11 protein-coding genes are annotated in these 16,906 nt (G+C 57.8%); 5 read left to right on the top strand and 6 right to left on the bottom strand.

Annotated features, from left to right (window positions below):
- The first annotated feature begins 51 nt into the window (after positions 1 to 51).
- Positions 52 to 822 (top strand): SDR family NAD(P)-dependent oxidoreductase, encoded by a 771-nt coding sequence (locus AACZ86_RS00675; RefSeq protein ID WP_339688634.1) that lies wholly within the window; start codon positions 52 to 54, stop codon positions 820 to 822.
- 69 nt (positions 823 to 891) lie between these two features.
- The gene (locus AACZ86_RS00680; protein ID WP_339688637.1) at positions 892 to 2,205 is read left to right on the top strand and encodes an MFS transporter; all 1,314 of its coding nucleotides are present in this window, start codon (positions 892 to 894) and stop codon (positions 2,203 to 2,205) included.
- A gap of 4 nt (positions 2,206 to 2,209) precedes the next feature.
- Here the strand turns inward: AACZ86_RS00680 and AACZ86_RS00685 are convergent, their stop codons facing one another.
- From AACZ86_RS00685 to AACZ86_RS00700, 4 genes are all read right to left on the bottom strand, one after another.
- Positions 2,210 to 2,983, bottom strand: a complete 774-nt coding sequence (locus AACZ86_RS00685; RefSeq protein WP_339688639.1) for an SDR family oxidoreductase — start codon at positions 2,981 to 2,983, stop codon at positions 2,210 to 2,212.
- Between the two features lie 25 nt (positions 2,984 to 3,008).
- Positions 3,009 to 4,634, bottom strand: coding sequence for an FAD-dependent oxidoreductase (locus tag AACZ86_RS00690; protein WP_339688641.1), 1,626 nt, complete (start codon positions 4,632 to 4,634; stop codon positions 3,009 to 3,011).
- An 87-nt stretch (positions 4,635 to 4,721) separates the two neighbouring features.
- On the bottom strand, positions 4,722 to 5,642 hold the full coding sequence (locus tag AACZ86_RS00695; RefSeq protein ID WP_339688644.1) for a hydroxymethylglutaryl-CoA lyase: 921 nt from the start codon (positions 5,640 to 5,642) through the stop codon (positions 4,722 to 4,724).
- Between the two features lie 192 nt (positions 5,643 to 5,834).
- On the bottom strand, positions 5,835 to 6,953 hold the full coding sequence (locus tag AACZ86_RS00700) for a glycosyltransferase family 4 protein (RefSeq protein WP_339688647.1): 1,119 nt from the start codon (positions 6,951 to 6,953) through the stop codon (positions 5,835 to 5,837).
- A 256-nt stretch (positions 6,954 to 7,209) separates the two neighbouring features.
- Between AACZ86_RS00700 and AACZ86_RS00705 the strand changes: the two genes are divergently transcribed.
- Positions 7,210 to 8,256 carry a DUF1702 family protein gene (locus tag AACZ86_RS00705; protein WP_339688649.1) on the top strand — a complete coding sequence of 349 codons (1,047 nt, stop codon included), beginning with the start codon at positions 7,210 to 7,212 and terminating at the stop codon, positions 8,254 to 8,256.
- Between the two features lie 50 nt (positions 8,257 to 8,306).
- Here the strand turns inward: AACZ86_RS00705 and glk are convergent, their stop codons facing one another.
- Together glk and AACZ86_RS00715 are read right to left on the bottom strand one after the other, a co-directional pair.
- Positions 8,307 to 9,278, bottom strand: a complete 972-nt coding sequence (glk, locus tag AACZ86_RS00710; protein WP_339688652.1) for a glucokinase — start codon at positions 9,276 to 9,278, stop codon at positions 8,307 to 8,309.
- Positions 9,279 to 9,357: 79 nt separating this feature from the next.
- A complete protein-coding gene (locus tag AACZ86_RS00715; RefSeq protein WP_339688655.1) occupies positions 9,358 to 11,892 on the bottom strand; it encodes an exo 1,3/1,4-beta-D-glucan glucohydrolase in 2,535 nt (844 codons plus the stop codon).
- A gap of 330 nt (positions 11,893 to 12,222) precedes the next feature.
- On the opposite strand from AACZ86_RS00715, the gene AACZ86_RS00720 reads away from it, so the two are divergent.
- Positions 12,223 to 15,213 (top strand): TonB-dependent receptor, encoded by a 2,991-nt coding sequence (locus AACZ86_RS00720; protein ID WP_339688658.1) that lies wholly within the window; start codon positions 12,223 to 12,225, stop codon positions 15,211 to 15,213.
- 119 nt (positions 15,214 to 15,332) lie between these two features.
- Positions 15,333 to 16,889 (top strand): tryptophan halogenase family protein, encoded by a 1,557-nt coding sequence (locus AACZ86_RS00725; RefSeq protein ID WP_339688660.1) that lies wholly within the window; start codon positions 15,333 to 15,335, stop codon positions 16,887 to 16,889.
- Positions 16,890 to 16,906: the final 17 nt, after the last annotated feature.

Here is a 16,906-nt window from a genome sequence, read left to right on the forward strand (position 1 = left end):
TTTGCCGATCGTCTAGAGCCTGTCTCCTAATCTAGCCGGAGCACTGACATTATGGATATCCCCTTTTCGCTTGAAGGCCGCACCGCTCTGATCGCCGGTGCCTCATCGGGTTTCGGCGCGCGTTTCGCCAAGCTTTTTGCAGCGGCTGGTGCCAATGTTGTTCTGGGCGCGCGGCGCACCGACCGGACCGATGCTTTGGCGAAAGAAATTATTGATGCAGGCGGTCAGGCACTGGCGGTTCCGCTGGACGTCACCGACGAGGCATCGATTATCGCTGCCTATGATGCGGCGGAAGCGCAGTTCGGCACGGTCGATTCGATCGTCGCCAATGCCGGTGTCGCTGCGACCGGACGATCCACCGAAGTGCCGGCGGACCGATTGCAGATGCTGCTCGATACCAATTTCAAGGGCGTCTATCTGGTGGCGCGCGAAGGGGCCAAGCGTCTCATCGCCAGCGGTAGCCGGGAAAAGGAAAACGGGCGAGTGGTGATCATCGGTTCGATCACCTCGCGGCTGACCGGCGAAGGCGACAGCGCCTATGCCGCCAGCAAGGCGGGCGTGACCCATCTCGGACGCAATCTCGCGCGCGAATGGGTGCGGATGGGCGTCAATGTGAACACGATCCACCCCGGCTATATTCCGACCGAGATCCAGGGCGACTGGTATCAGACCGCAGGCGGCGAAGCGCAAATTGCCGGTTTCCACCGCCGCCGCTTGCAGGATATCGAATCGCTCGATCCGATGATGCTCTATTTTTCCTCTGACGCATCGCGAATGGTCACGGGGTCGGATATCATCGTCGACGACGGGCAGTCTCTCTGAGAGGTCAGTCTATAAGCCCTAGCTAAACAAAGGGTGCCGCGAGCAAAATAATCCTGTCATATCTTTTCGATGGTAGAGGATATCCGCCCCAACGAGGGCATCGAGAATAAGGCAGATATTGCATCTGCTTCACGGCGCGCGAACTATGCACTCGCTGTATTGTTTGTCGTCACCATGCTCAATTTTCTCGACCGGCAGGTGATTTCGATCGTCGCCGAACCGATCAAGCGAGACCTCGGCTTGAGCGATACGCAACTCGGCCTGATGACCGGCCTGTCCTTCGCCGTCTTTTACACCACCTTGGCGATCCCGCTCGCTGCCTTGGCGGATCGCTGGAACCGCAGCCGGATTATCGCCATCGCGATTGCGGTCTGGTCGCTGATGACGGTGCTGTGCGGGCTGGCTGGCAATTTTGTGCAGCTGTTTCTGGCGCGCATCGGCGTCGGCGTTGGCGAAGCGGGCTCTTCGCCGGCATCGCACAGCCTGATCGCCGATCTGTTCCCGCCCGAACGCCGTGCCGGCGCGCTCGGCATCATGGGTGCGGCGGTTCCGGTTGGTGCGTTCATTGCTTATGCCGGTGGCGGCTATATTACCGAAATGTTCAGCTGGCGGGCCGCATTTTTGCTGGCCGGCCTGCCGGGGATTATCATCGCCCTGGTTATCTGGTTCACTGTGCCCGACCCGCGCGGCAAGGTGAGTCTGGCAAAGGCCCTGCAACCGGTGCCGGGCGAGGTGACGTTGCGCAGCGCCCTGCTCGACCTGTCGCGGAAACCGGCCTATTGGCATCTGGTTGCCGCCGGCGTGCTGGTGCAATTTGTCTCTTATGGTCTGGCCAGTTTCTATGGCAGCCTGTTCGTGCGCGTGCACGGTATGAACTATGGCGAGCTTGGCTGGAAACTCGGGGTGATGGTCGGATTGACCGGCGGCTTCGGTGCCTGGTTCGGTGGCAAGGTCGGTGATATTATCGGCAAGCGTGATCCGCTCATGTCGCTGTTGGTCAGCGGACTGGTTCTGGTTCTGGCTGCCCCGGGAATGATTGCCGCCATCTATGCGGACAATGCCAATGTCGCGATCATGCTGCTCGGCTTCCCGACCTTTGCCGCGACCTTCTATTTCGGTCCCAGTTTTGCGGCGGTGCAGACATTGGCTGGCGACCGGACGCGGGCGATGGCGGTGGCAATCTATCTGATGGTGGCCGGTCTGATCGGACTGGGTCTCGGCCCGGTCTTTGTCGGTGGCCTGTCCGACTATTTTGCCGGTGGGGCTGCCGGACTGGAAGCCAGCGCACTCCAGCAGGCGCTGATGATACTCGCTCTGTTCAACCTATGGGCTGGATTTCACTATTGGCGGGTCTGGGTGTGGATGAAACGCCAGCGGACCTAGGCAGCTATTTGCCGCCCGTCACATAGAGGCACTGGCCGGTCACCCAGTTCGACGCCGGAGACGCCATATAGACAACCGCAGCAGCAATATCCTCTTCCCGGCCAAAGCGGGCCAGAGGGATCTGGAATTGCTTGAGCAGGGCCGCGCGTTTTTCTTCGGAATCGATACCCATGGATTCGTCAAAATTCTCGGTAGGAATCGGGCCCGGAGCGACCGCATTGACCCGGATTTTTGGAGCCAGCTCGAGCGACAGGGTCGCGGTCAGGCTGTTCACTGCCGCTTTCGAGGCTCCATAGGGTCCGTTCTTGGCCTGGCCGCCGATCGCAGCGCGCGAGGAAATATTGATGATCGCGCCGCCATTATCGCTCATGTGATTGGCCGCAGCAACGGCGCCCATCCAGACGCTTTTCAGATTGAGCTCAATCTGCGCGTCCCAGCTGTCTTCAGGCGTGCGTGTCAGATAGCGCGGTGTGCCGTCGGGCAAGCCGCCGGCATTGCTGACCCAGATACTCAGCCGGCCGAGTTCCTCGACCGCCCGATTGGCAAGGTTTTCCAGCGCAGCGCGGCTGGTTACGTCGGTGGGCACCGCGATAGCGCGGCGACCCAATGCGCGGATTTCGCTGGCAACCTTTTCCAGATCATCGGCGGAGCGCGCCGCGACGGCGACATCGGCGCCCGCTTCGGCCAGGCCTAGCGCAATCGCCCGTCCGATTCCCTTGCCGGCACCGGTGACGACAGCAACCTCACCGTCGAGTTTGAATTGATCCAATATGCCCATGATCTCGTTCCCTTGAATGGTTTGTTCATTGATTGATCCGCTTGGCCGCCGCGCGGCCTGCGATATAGCCGAATGTCAGGGCAGGCCCCAAAGTACCGCCTGCGCCGGCGTAGACGCTGCCGGTCGGCGCGCTGATCACGTTGCCGGCACCGAACAGTCCGGCAATCGGCTGGCCATCGACATCCACTATCTGCGCCTGTGCGTTGGTTTTTGCGCCGCCATTGGTGCCGAGCGCGCCCATCCTGATTTCCACTGCGTAATAAGGCGCTTTGCTCAAGCTACCCAATGTGGCCCCTGCGCCTTCTCTGGAGCGGTCGCCGTAGAAGCGGTCATAGTCGGTCTTGCCGCGACCGAAATCCTGATCGTCCAGTTGATCGGCCTGTTCATTGAACCGGTCGATCGTGGCCGTTAGATTCTCTGCATCGACCTCGATTTGTGCCGCGAGCTCTTCCAATGTATCGGCTTGCGCCACCCACTCGGGCAGCGGCGTTCCGGGCATGAAGGAGGACAGCGGATAGCGTTCCCGATATTGCGAATCGAAGATCAGATAGGCTGGCAGATTGGGATAGGCATAGGTCGCCGGATCGAAGGCGTGAAAGGCCCCCGCCAGTGCCGAATAGTTCGCCGCCTCGTTGCAGAATCTCTTGCCGTCGCGGTTGACCAACATGCCGTGCGGCAGGGTGCGCTCGATCAGCACCGGCATGTTTCGTGTCTCGCCGGTCTGCCATTGTGCTTCGGGAATCGCGAGCGTCGGCACCCACCATGCGCTGGTCATATTGCCCAGGCCCGCGCCTGCCGCCATCGCCATTTTCAGGCCATCGCCCTGATTGGTCGGCGGCGAGGCTGGCGCGTCGAGCGGCCCGCGCAAAAAGGCGTGTTTCAGCGCGTCATTCCATTCGAACCCGCCGGTGGCCAGTATCACGCCCTGCCGCGCAGAGATCGTTTCTCGCTCGGTACCGCGTTCGACAATCGCACCGGTTACCCGGCCTTCTTCCACGCAAAGCCGGTAGCCGCCACAACCGAGAACCGGCTCGATGCTGCGTTCCAGACAGGCCTTGAGCAACCGTCCGACCAAAGCCTGTCCCCAGCCGCGCAAATCCGCGGCATTGCGCCGCTGCAATTCTCCCGGCTCGACAACACCGCTGCCGCCACCCAGAGGAGTCTCCCGCAGCATCATTCGCGGCGACGGACCATGTTCGAATATCCGGTCTTTCCATTCGCCGAGCGAATTAAAATCGAACAGATCGTTGTCAAGCGACCGGCCACCGGTTTTCGCGCCGGGACGATCCTCGTAATAATCCGGATAGTCCGGCATCATCGTCAGCCTGATCGCGTCGATATCGCTGAGGAAGGAGAGCATTTGCCCGGCTTCGGAGACAAAGGCCTCAAGCACCGCATGGTCCATCTCGCCGTGGTCGAGCGACAGGAAATAGGCCAGGGCTTCGGCGGCACTGTCCTCTTTACCCTGCGCCGCCATCTGCTCGTGATCGGGTAACCAGACCACGCCGCCGGAGATCGCGGCGGTCCCGCCGAGCTGGTCCTGCTTTTCGATCAGCCGGACCGAGGCACCGGATTCGTGCGCTGCCAGCGCCGCGGTCAAGCCCGCTGCACCGGCGCCGATAACCAGAACGTCTATCTCGCTGTCGACCATTAAATAACCTCTCCGTCATCGGACTGGGACAGGGTCTAAAGCCTCGCGGATATTGTCACAAACCGCACTTTGAATAGCGGAGCGGTTTCAGGCGTCGGCCCTGGCGACCAGCGATGGCAGGCGACGGCCGAGGATATTTTCGAACCAGTGGTTGGTGGCTATGGCTTTGCGCAGATCGAGATCATGGTCGATACCTGACCGGTTGAGCAGATTGACCAGATCTTCCGTTGCAATATTGCCCGTCGCATTGGGCGCAAACGGGCAGCCGCCAAGGCCGCCGAGACTGGAGTCCAAAGTCTCTACGCCGGCCTGAACCGCAGCCCAGGCATTGGCTATACCGGTGTTGCGCGTGTCATGAAAATGCGCGCGCATAGAAATTTCGGCAGGCAATATTTCCCGGAGCCGGCCGAACAGGTCGGTGACCTGAGCGGGTACGCCGACGCCGATGGTATCGGCGAGGGCGATCTCCAGGGGGCCTTCTCCTGCCATTTCTTCAGCAATATTCAAGACCGTTTCCGGATCGACCGCACCTTCGAACGGACAGCCAAAGGCCGCCGATATGGTGACCTGCGCTTTCAGCCCTTCGGCTTTGGCAAAGCGGATCATCTCCCGATTTTCCTTTATGCCCTGTTTTATGGTCTGGCCCTGATTTTTCTGGCCGAATGTGTCGCTCGCCACGACCACGCAGCCGACTTCGTCAATCCCTCGCTTTTTGCCCTCTTTTGTTGCCAGACCGCGGAGAACGCCGCGCTTGTTCAGGCACAGGCCGATATAGGACACATCGTCGCGGTCGGGCAGGCCGGCAATCACGTCCTCGGCATCGGCCATTTGCGGCACGCGCCCCGGATGGACAAAGCTCGCCACTTCGATGCGCTTTACCCCAGCATCCAGCATATGATCGATCAGACCGAGCTTGTCCGCCGTTGCGATAATTTCGGATTCATTCTGCAGGCCGTCGCGCGGACCGACTTCCAGAATATTTACAAAGCTCTGGGTTTCTTGTGCCATATTATGCGTAAACAATCATGCTCCTCCTTTGTATAGCAGAAAATTTACGCAGATGTATTTTTCGTGATGCAAGGGATATTGGCAGGGTTGCCGCTGATCGGAAAGACGGCAGTATAATTTGAAGAGCAGACCGCGGCCCCGCTCCACTGCGTGACTAGCGCAGTCAGAACGGTATATCTATGACCGGACAACCTAGGCCCGTGACGGCTGGCCATTGGCGGTGCCTTGAGCATCGTCGACAAATAATTTCTCATAGACGCGTATCGTCTGCTCCGCGATTTCTTCCCATTGCGGAAAGCGATCGCAGTCTACGCGGAAAACATCCGGATTGGCGTGCGCACGGTCCAGTGCGCTTACCATGCTCCGCATATCCTCCGGGCTAAAATAATGTTTGGCGTTCAATCGCAAATCCCGGTTTTCCGGAAGATCGCTCAGCAGGACCGGACAACCAAGGCTGATCGCTTCGAGCAGTGTATTGGAATGTCCTTCGCGGATTGACGGGTTTACGAAAAACCGCGCACCGCGATAGAGCGAGGCCAAACGCGACCGCGGCAGGCTGCCCAGCATCTTGATCCGCTCGTCCCCCAAAGCCTCTATTTGTTTGCGTCCGGCATGTCTGTCCCAATGGCCGACGATCACCAACTGCATTTGAGGATAGCTTTTGGCAAAGACCCGAAAGGCGGCAATCAGACTATGAATATTTTTCTGCTGGGAGATCTGACCGACGAAAAGAATATAGTCCCCGCCGATCGGCGCGCCAGAATCTTCCGGCGAATTCTCCGGGAGATTTTCCGCCCGGTCGAGTGCGTTACCGATGACGTGAATGTCTTTCCCGATGCCGGACGCGCGCAATTTTTTTGCCAATGCCGGTGTCACGACGATGATTTTATCCGCCCAGCGCAATTGATATTTGGCGCATCGCATGAACCATTTTCCTGTCCAGCTCCAGGGACGTTGTCGGCAATCGGCACCCAGGCGCACGACAATTTTGCAGCCGATCAACTTATAGGCCCAAAGCAGAAATACCGGTTCCAGTCCGGCCATATGGACAATATCCGGACGCATCCGCAAAGCTTTGAACCATGTCAGAATCGAATAGAGCAGCCCGTCGATTTTCCCGAAACCGGGGGTCGGCGCGCACCACAGCGATACGCCGCGAAAATCGTCGCTTTTTATATGGGGTTTCCAGCCTGCGACGCATATTTTCCAGCCCTGCGCGGCGATCAGAGGGAAGAGGCTTTCCGCGTTTTTTTCGACGCCGCCTTCCACGTCAGGCATGCCGCGGACGCCGACGACTAATATCGTTTTCATTAACGTCCCTCTGCCTGCCCCTAATAATCGAGGTCATTTGAGCCAAGCCTGGTTAACAAATGCAACTGTGATCCCGTGACTTGGCCGATATAGCCAAATTTTTACGGCCAAGCGCGGCGAACCACAGTCAGCTGATCCATTTTGGCTCATTCCGTAAAGATATTTTGCGGGAAGTGGTTGATTGGGTTATCGATATGCGATCACAGTTAATGACCTGTTGACCACGAATGCAACGAGCAAGACGGAGTGGGCTACAATGTTTGAAGATCAGACCGATCAACTGAAGCCGCTTCCTGCTGTTATCGGCAAGTTTCTGGCACTGGATCCGCGTCGCGTTGAATTCAGGATCCGGGGCTTTGACCTTGCCGAGAAAAGCCATGAAGAACGGCTGGAATCGATCGGCAAGACATTTCTGCGCGGTTATAATCTGATATTGTCGCTTCGTTCGCTTGCCGCGTTCGAACAGGCGATGGCAGAGGAGCCGGCCTTACTGCGCGGCTTTTTCGTCGAAGGTGGAGCGATGGGCAGCGCGCTGGTCGATTCCATTCCTTTTCGCCGTCCGATGCTCGGGAAATTCCGGGAACGGTTCGAGGAGCGCTATCCGCTGCTGGTCAATGCCGGCACCGGACTGGCCATGTCCAAGCTCTCCTGGCGGGAAAAGGCGATCGTTGGTGCGCTGGACCCGTTCTATCGCTGGATGGCTTATGACGGCATGGGCTATCACAATGTCTATTTTCAGCAGGAAAAGACCCTCAACAGTCCCAAGCGGATATTGGAAGGCTATGCCTCGCGCGCTTATGACCAGGGCGTCGGCCGCGGCATCTGGTTTGTCAGCGGCGCCGATATCGATAAGGCGGCGGCTCTGGCCGGCTCCATGGCGGCCGATCGGCAGGCGGATATCTGGTCGGGCATCGGGCTGGCCAGTTGCTATGCGGGCCCGGCGGACGACAGCGTATTTCTCGACGGTTACCGGCTCGCCGGACCGAACGGCGAGTGGTTTGCGCAGGGGATAGCTTTCGCCTGCAGCGCGCGCATCAGCGACCAGAGCATGCCGGAAGCCATCCGCACGGCAATCAATAGTTTGTGGGGCATGGAACCCGAAGCGCTGGCGGCGCTGGTGGACGAGTTCCGGCAAAGCAATGCAGCCGGGGCCCGATCGGATCGTCCGCGATATGAAGCATGGAGACATTGCATCGCGGAAGCTTTTGTTCAAAACATTACCGAGCGGTCGCGCGGCGACGGCGAGGGAATTTTCTCTCCGCAGGAAGCTGTAGGACGGGATATCGACAAACAGTCCGCCTGAGGGCCATGGTCCGGCTGAGGGTTGCGCCGGACAGGCAGCAATGTGGCGTCTCATGTCCGATATTCTATTGCAAAGGCCGCCGCTGCGCCGAGCAGACCGGGTTCGGGATGGGTTATCATCTTGACCGGCAGGCTTTCCATCAACCCGCGGTAGCGCCCTTTCGATACGAACCGGTCAGCAAAGCCGGAGCTGGCAATATGTTTGACCAGCCGCAGGCCCAGGCCTCCTGCCAACACAACCGGGCCCGGTCCATGGGTCAGCGCAATATCTCCGGCGATGGATCCCAGTGTCTGGAAGAAGCGATCGAGCGCCGCCGTTGCAATGCTATTCTGCCCTGCCAGCGCCATAGACCAAAGAGCCCTGTCGTCCCCCGGCGGCATTGCGCGGCCTTCCATTTCGGACAGGACTTCGAATATCGCCCGCAGGCCCGGTCCTGATACGACGCGCTCCACTGCGACCCGGCCGTATTTGTTACGCAAAGTCTGGAGGATGCGATCCTCGACCGCATCCAGAGGCGAAAAATCCGCATGGCCTCCTTCAGTGGCGAGCACCTGCATTTGATGATCATTGTAAACCAGAGCAGCGACGCCAAGGCCGGTGCCCGGACCGATAACGCTGATGACACCGGTGCGTGTCAGCGGCAGATCGGGGCCGGTGATATGGAACAGCTGTTCGGCCTCAACCAGGGCAACCGCATGGGCGACAGCGGCGAAGTCATTGATCAGGATATGCCGGTCGACGCCCAGTTTGTTCGGGATCTGCGATGGCCGGACGATCCACGGATTGTTGGTCATCTTGATCAGGTCGGACCTGATCGGAGCGGCCATGGCAATTGCAGCGGCGCGGGGAAGCGAACGACCGAGATGTGCGCTGAAGACTTCCCATGCGATTTGAAAGCTTGCATGATCTGCGGTTGCCAATGTCACAGGGGAGGAGAGTGACAGGATTCTGCCGTCCTCTATTTCCGCTATAGCAAAGCGTGCGTGGGTTCCGCCAATATCGGCGACGACAATGTCATCCATGGTTCAAAGCACTGCGCCCCGCAAGGCACCGGAGTTTCTGTACATCAGAGGCTGTCTTGTCTTGCACAGCCGGATTACCTTATTCGCAGCCCAATATCGTATCGGCCACCGTACCCAGCGCCACGCGCGACAGGCTGAAATTGATCGATCCTGTTGTTGAGATTTGAAACGGAGCGTCCAGTTTGCTGACATCCGCTCCGGCATTGGCAAAGCATTTGATCGGCACGCCGACGGTTTGCCATTTTCCCACATCAAGCGTGTTCAGGTCGGCTGGCGCGATTTCTCCACCGCAACCATCGCCGCATCGCATCGATAATTTGACCGGCGCACTGGATCGTTTGTCATAGCGCATGGTCATCAGCAGCAAGACATCGCCATTGGCTTCGCGACTGACGTCTATCGGCGCATGTGTCACCAGTTCGACGACGGTCGGTCCGCCGCCCCCGGAAATGAATTGCCGCGCCCCTTCCTGCGTTAGATGATCGACCGCTCTGACCAGAACCCGTCCTCCGATTGCCTCTGCCGGGGTGGTGGTGATACGAGTCCTGTCGGATTGGCCGTCAGATACAAGCAACGACCATGATGCGGTCGGAAGGCCCTTGTCAAAAAACAAGCCGGCGCTGGCTTCCTCGTTCGCGACCCCGGATTCTTCGGACAAAGTCCCCAGGTTCGTGGCACTGCCAGTGGTCAGGCCATAGCCGAGATCGAACAGACGTGGTCCTTTGGCATCGGCGGTCATCGGCCAGGTGAAACTCAGCTTTCCTTGAAATTCATGCGCAACATTTCCGTTCTTGTTGCGGAAGAGCATATCTGCAACGCCGCCGCCTTCTGATCCCGGCAACCAAGCGGTTACAAAAGCATCGGACGCGTTTATTTCCGGATTGGTCCATAATGGCCGTCCGGTCAGAAAAACTGCCACCACCGGTATACCCTGCGCCTTCAATTTGCGCATCGTCGCCAACGGCCCCTTCAGCTCGGATTTGAGCTGCAATGTTTTCAGGTCGCCCTGAAATTCCGCATAAGGCGTTTCACCAAAGATGACGATGGCCGCATCCGGCTTGTCTGTGAAACTGCCGTCGGGTGCATGGCGTGCCGTGCCACCGGCGGCGGTGACTGCATCTTTTATCCCCTGCCAGATTGATGTCGCCCCGGGGAATTTGTCATTGTCAATGCCGGTCCCCTGCCAGGTCAGCGTCCAGCCTCCCGAAGCCCGGCTGATATCGTCGGCACCGTCGCCGGCGACCAGGATATTGCTGTTGGCAGCCAATGGCAGGATCTGTTTGTCATTCTTGATCAGCACCAGCGACTTGCGCACGGCCTCGCGCGCGAGCGCCCGATGGTCGGCGCTGCCGAGCGTCTCGAAACGGCCGGAATAGGGCCTGCTGGACGGCCGTCCGGCTTCAAACAGTCCGGCGCGAATTTTGACGCGAAGGATATTGGCCACCGCATCCTCGAGCCGGTCCATAGGCACGATGCCGTCTTTCGCCTGTTGCACGAGGCTATTATACAGCGGTTTCCATGTATCGGGCGCCATATACATGTCGAGCCCGGCATTGATTGCCTGAGGGCAACTGGCATTGGTGCAACCCGATATCTGGCCATGGGCATTCCAGTCACTGACGATGAAGCCGCCAAAGCGCATTCTTTGTTTCAGGACGTCGGTCAGCAATCCCTTGTGACCGGTTATTTTCTCGCCATTCCAGCTGGAAAAACTGGCCATGATGGTCTGGACGCCAGCATTGATCGCCGGGACATAGGGGCTGCCGTGAATATCCCGCAGTTCGGTTTCGCTGATCTTGGCATCGCCCTGATCGCGCCCTTGATCAGTGCCGCCGTCGGCCAGAAAATGTTTGGTGCTGGCCAATACATGGGGTCCAGATAAAATCGGCCTGTCGCCAGGCTTTCCCTGCAGACCCTCGATGAACCGGCCGACATAGCTGGCGACCAGCGCGGGGTCCTGCGAGTAACCTTCATACGCGCGACCCCAACGGCCATCCTGCGGCACGGTGATGGTTGGCGCAAAAGTCCATTCCATTCCGGTTGATCGCAGCTCGAGCGCTGTCGCCTCGGCGATTCGTTCGAGCAGATCGGGATCGCGCATCGCGCCCAGTCCTACATTATGCGGGAATATGGTCGCCCCGACGATATTGCTGTGACCATGGACAGCATCGGTGCCCCAGATAATCGGAACAGCCGTCCTGCCGCCTTTGGTGTCGACAGAGGCATCATAAAAGGCGTCCGCGAGTGCCAGCCAATCGGCGGGAGGCGCAAATTCGTCATTCCCCGGGGCCGAATTGCCGCCGTTCAGAATCGAACCAAGATGATAGCGCCGTGCTTCGTCGGGCGTCACGCTGGCGATATCGGCCTGAATGACCTGGCCGACCTTTTCTTCGATTGTCATGTGCGCGATGATTGCATCGATGCGCGCTTCAACCGATGCGTCCTCGGGATAGGGCCATTCCGCACGCGGCCAGATTTCCGGATGGACGGTGGCCGCCGAATTTTCAGCAGGCGCTGCGATATTCTTGCCGGGCGAGGGCAAGGCAACGCACGCCGTGGACAAAGTCAATGCCAGCAACGGGCTAGCCAGATGGCGACGTGCTTTAAAGGTCAATTTTGATTCCTCTCACAAGGTCTGTGCCACTCATCGGTAGCTTTCCTCTCTGCCAGTAAATATATTTGACAGCGTTATCAACTATTTTTGACAAGGTTGTCAATTAGTCGTTGACAACCTTGTCAATTTTTTGCAGATCAGAATGCGAGATGGAGACTATTCAAATTTTTTGACTCCATTGGTGCATCGGGGCTGTGCAGTTTGGCCCTTTAAGGCTTGTTAAGTCGTAAAGACCGCAAGTGAATTGGATTTAAGTGATCGCGCTGAAGGCGTGACATTTGGGAGGATAGCAGAATGATCGGTCGAAAGTTTATATCGCGGCATAGTTTGATGGCAGCCGCATCCTTATACGCCATCGGCAGCGCAAGCGTCGCCATGGCTCAGGACGTTGATGCGCAAGGCGCAGCTACTCCCGAAGCCGGCACGAATGCCGCTTCGGATGACGTCATTGTCGTAACCGGCTTTCGCGCCTCGCTGGAAAATGCACTGGCCGCAAAACGCGACTCCAACCTGATCATTGAATCGGTCACGGCCGAAGATATCGGTAAATTCCCGGATCAGAATATCGCCGAATCGCTTCAGCGCCTTCCCGGCGTCCAGATTGATCGCGAAAATGGTCAGGGCACCAAGGTCCGTATTCGCGGACTCGAGCAAAATGTGACGCTTCTCAACGGTGATCTGTTTGTAAGCGGTCTGGAAAACTTCAAGGTCGGCGAAGGCAATTTCGTTCGTCAGGATTCGCTCGAAGGCGTGCCTTCTGAACTGATTGGTGGCGTCGAAGTGTTCAAGTCGCCGAATGCATCACTTATCGAAGGTGGGCTGGGCGGTATCGTCAATCTGAAGACCCGCAGCGCGCTAGATATGAAAGATGGCCTGACACTCGCCGGTAACGCGCGTTTGAACAAAGGTTCTGAAATCGGAGGCTGGGAGCCGACCGGCGCGCTTATCGCCGCTTATAATTTCAATGACACATTGGGTATCATTGCTTCTCTTAGCTATGACAAGACCAACGATCATCATAATGTTCTGGGCGGCGAGAATCGTGGCAACTGGGCTTTTGCTGACGGTCGTCGTGATCAGGCAACAACACCGAACAATTATTACGCGCCGGAATATCGCTACATCACCGATCGTGATCAGTATCGCAAGCGGTGGGGCGCGTCTTTGGGCATCAACTACCGGCCGACCGACGAGCTTGAGCTGAACGTGAACTATATACACTCGGAATTGAAAGTGGACACACGGGAAGTGTCCCTCAAATTCCCGTTTGGCCAGGGTGAATTGTTGCAACTCCGTCCGGGCGCGAGCATCGACAGCGATGGCATTCTGCAAAGCGGTACCGTTCAGGCCAATTCGGCCGAGGCGATCTCGTTCGTCGATATTTCCGATATCAAATCCGACAATCTTCAGTTCGGCATTGATTATGACAATGGAAGCAACTTCCGCGCAAATATCGCGGCAAATTATTCTACCGCCGATCTGACCCGTGAAGTGGCGAATAATGATGTTCGTCAGACCGCTTACACTGTCCGGCAGAACGGAGCCGGTGGCGCTCTGGTTGACGGGGTTGCGGGCAATCCTGCGGCTCCGGCGACTTGGGATTTCACCTATCAAAATGCGAAATTCCCCGTCTTTGGTTTTGGCGCCGGAACGCCGACAGATCTGTTTTCCAACCCGGCTTACGGACTGTTCAAGTCGCATTGGGCCTTTGGCGATCGCTCGAAAGTGGATGGCCATTCGATCAAGGCGGATTTTGCCTATGATATCGACGATAGCGCTGAAAACGGAATCACGTTGAGCGCCGGTTTCCGCTATGGCCAGCGCCAAGTCGAATTTGCTTCCGGTCGTTATCTGGCAGATTATTCCGGCAAGGGCGAAATTGATGCGTCGGCGATCCCCGATGCGGAACGGGTACCGGGTTTCTCCTATAACTGGACGCCTTACGGATATTTCCAGGATCCGGGTATAGGCTTCAAGATCTGCGATTTGCCGGAAGCCAACAAACCGGCCGCATTCGCGGGCTGTAGCCGCTTCGGTAATTCACCCGTCGTGATTTCGCCGGTCCAGTCTTTCCTATCCAATCCGGAGCGTCTGGAAACGATTGCCAACTTTGCCGGCGGCCAGAATATTCCCGGCGGATCACTGACGGTTCAGGACCGGGCTCAAATGACGGATGCTCTGGCCTGGATTCAGGCTCTTTATCCCGACACGCCGTTCAGCTTTTTCGAGGATCCTCTGCAGGCCTATCTGGTCAAGGAGGAAACCAAGTCTGCCTATGTGATGGCCGACATGGGTAGCCCCGATGATCCCTATCATATCAATGTCGGGCTTCGTATCGTTAACACCAAATTACGGGTCGACCAGAATCAGCCGTCAAATGCCGATCCGGTCTATTGGGGCACCGACAGCTGGAATGGTGTGCTGCGTGATTTCCAGACCGATACCACGACCCAGAGCACGACCGACTTCCTGCCAAGCATCAATGCGGTCGTGGACGTGAATGATGACTCCAAGCTCAGATTCTCGGCAGCGCGCGTTGTTGCTCGCCAGAAACTGGATGATCTGGGCCGGGGTTTCGCAACGAATTTCACCAGAGATTCCACGGTTGGTTCGCCGACGCAGGATCTGTTCCTGTTCACCAACGGCTCGCGCGGTAACGCAGGGCTGGAACCATTTCGTGCCTATCAGTTTGATCTGGCTTACGAACTCTATCTGGGGCGGCAGGGTCTGATCTCGGTCGGTGCGTTCTGGAAAGAAGTGGACTCGTTCATTGTAACCGAAACCATCCCTGTCTTCGTCAATGACCAGGGCGGCGGGCGATTGGGACCGGTCAACCAGCCGGCAAACGGAACCGGCGGCCGGGTTCGAGGCTTTGAAGTTGCGGGGCAATATGCCTTTGACTTCGGTCTCGGCTTCACCGCGAACTATACCTTCGCGGATACTTCTACCGATGGCTCCAATGACTTCGATACCGACCTTCCATTACCGGGTGTTTCGAAACATTCGTTCAACAGCCAGGTCTATTTTGAAAGAGCCGGTTTTGCCGCGCGGGCCTCTTATACATGGCGTTCGAAGCAATATGTCGGCAACTTCGGCTTCGGCGATGGCGGGACGACCCGAACGCTCGGCATCTACCAGCGCTCATATGGTCAACTCGACGGGCAATTGTCCTATGACTTCAACGAGAATTTCGGCGTATTTGTCGAAGGGATAAACCTGACCAAGGCGGACCAGTCTGCCTATCTGCAATTCCCGGAATTGCCGTTCCGGTATGAATCCGGCTCTCGCAGGATCTATGTCGGCGGCAAGTTCAAGTTCTAGGCTCCCTTGATACGGGCCCGTATTCACACGGATACGGGCCCGTTTTTTTTTGCCAATTTGTTTGCCGGTCCGACAACTGCTAAGGCTTAGTCCGGCCTTCGGGAGTGCGGAACACGGTTATGAGTGAAACGCGTAAGATCAAAAAAATTGCTATCGTCGGCGGCGGCACTGCCGGCTGGTCGGCGGCCTGTTTGCTGGGCCGGATTTTCGCCCGCGACGGTACCGAGATCACGTTGATCGAGTCATCGGCTATCCCGACCATCGGTGTCGGCGAGGCAACGATCCCGCCGATCTTTGAATTTCTCAAACTGCTTGAAATCAATCCCGTCGATTTTGTAAAGGAAACCCAGGCCACCTTCAAACTGGCGATCGAGTTTCGGGACTGGTTGAAGGTCGGTCACAGCTATTGGCATCCGTTCGGCAATTTTGGCGTTACCATCGATCGCCGTCCCTTTCACCATTATTGGTGGAAGAATGAGGCAGAGGGGCATGAAGGCCGGGTCGCGGACTTCTGCCCCTCCATCGCTCTGGCCGAGCGGGACAAATTTCTTTTCCCGCCTGCAGATGGCCAGTTTCCGGGCGGTGCTCTCTCTTATGCATTGCATTTTGATGCCGGCCTGGTTGCCGCCTATCTGCGCCGGGTCTCCGAACAGCTCGGCGTGATCCGCCTCGACCGCAAGGTCGAACGGGCGACGGTCGATGATCGCGGCCATATCGACCAGCTATTCTGCGACGATGGCTCGACCGTTTCGGCCGATCTCTACATCGATTGTTCGGGCTTTCGCGGGTTGTTGATCGAACAAAGTTTGAACGCCGGTTATGAAGACTGGACCAACTGGCTGCCCTGCGACCGCGCCGTGGCCGTGCAGAGCGAGGCGGTCGGGCCGCGAACGCCCTATACGATATCGACTGCGCGCGAAGCGGGCTGGCAATGGCGCATTCCGCTGCAAAACCGGGTTGGCAATGGTTATGTCTATTCCAGTGCTTTCATCAGCGATGCCGACGCGCAAGAACGATTGGTGGGATCGCTGGATGGCAAGCCGCTGGCGGACCCACGGGTGATCGGCTTTACCGCGGGCCATCGCAAGAAATTCTGGGACGGTAATTGTGTCTCGATCGGTTTGTCGGCGGGGTTTCTGGAGCCGCTGGAATCCACCAGCATCCATTTGATCGTGACCGGGCTCAACCGGCTGCTCGACTATTTCCCGGATCGCAATTTCGATCCCGCGCTGCAGGCGTCCTATAATCGGGAAACATTGACCGAGTACGAGCATATTCGCGACTTTCTCATGCTTCATTATTACCCCAACCAGCGCGTCGGCGAACCTTTCTGGGATCATGTCAGGCAGGCACCGCTGCCGGACAGCCTGGTGCAAAAAATGGAATTGTTCGAGAATAGCGGCCGGATCATATCGCGCCGGCGCGAGCTGTTTCATGACCTGAGCTGGTTTTTTGTCGCACGCGGCATGGGTTTGAAACCCAAAAGCTATGATCCATTGACCGATATCCCGGATTTCAATGATGTCCGGGACGTGATGGGCCAGGTGAGTGCGGCGGTCGGGCAACTGGCCAGCGCCGCGCCGTCGCATGATCAGTTTCTGGAAGCGCTGATCACGCCAGGCGATCACCGGCGTCCGGTTTTCCACGCGCCCTCGGCCAGCGGATTCGGGCGCTAGCAGGCGTTTAGCCAACG

The sequence above is a fragment of the uncultured Parasphingorhabdus sp. genome (assembly GCF_963975735.1).
Taxonomy (GTDB): domain Bacteria; phylum Pseudomonadota; class Alphaproteobacteria; order Sphingomonadales; family Sphingomonadaceae; genus Parasphingorhabdus.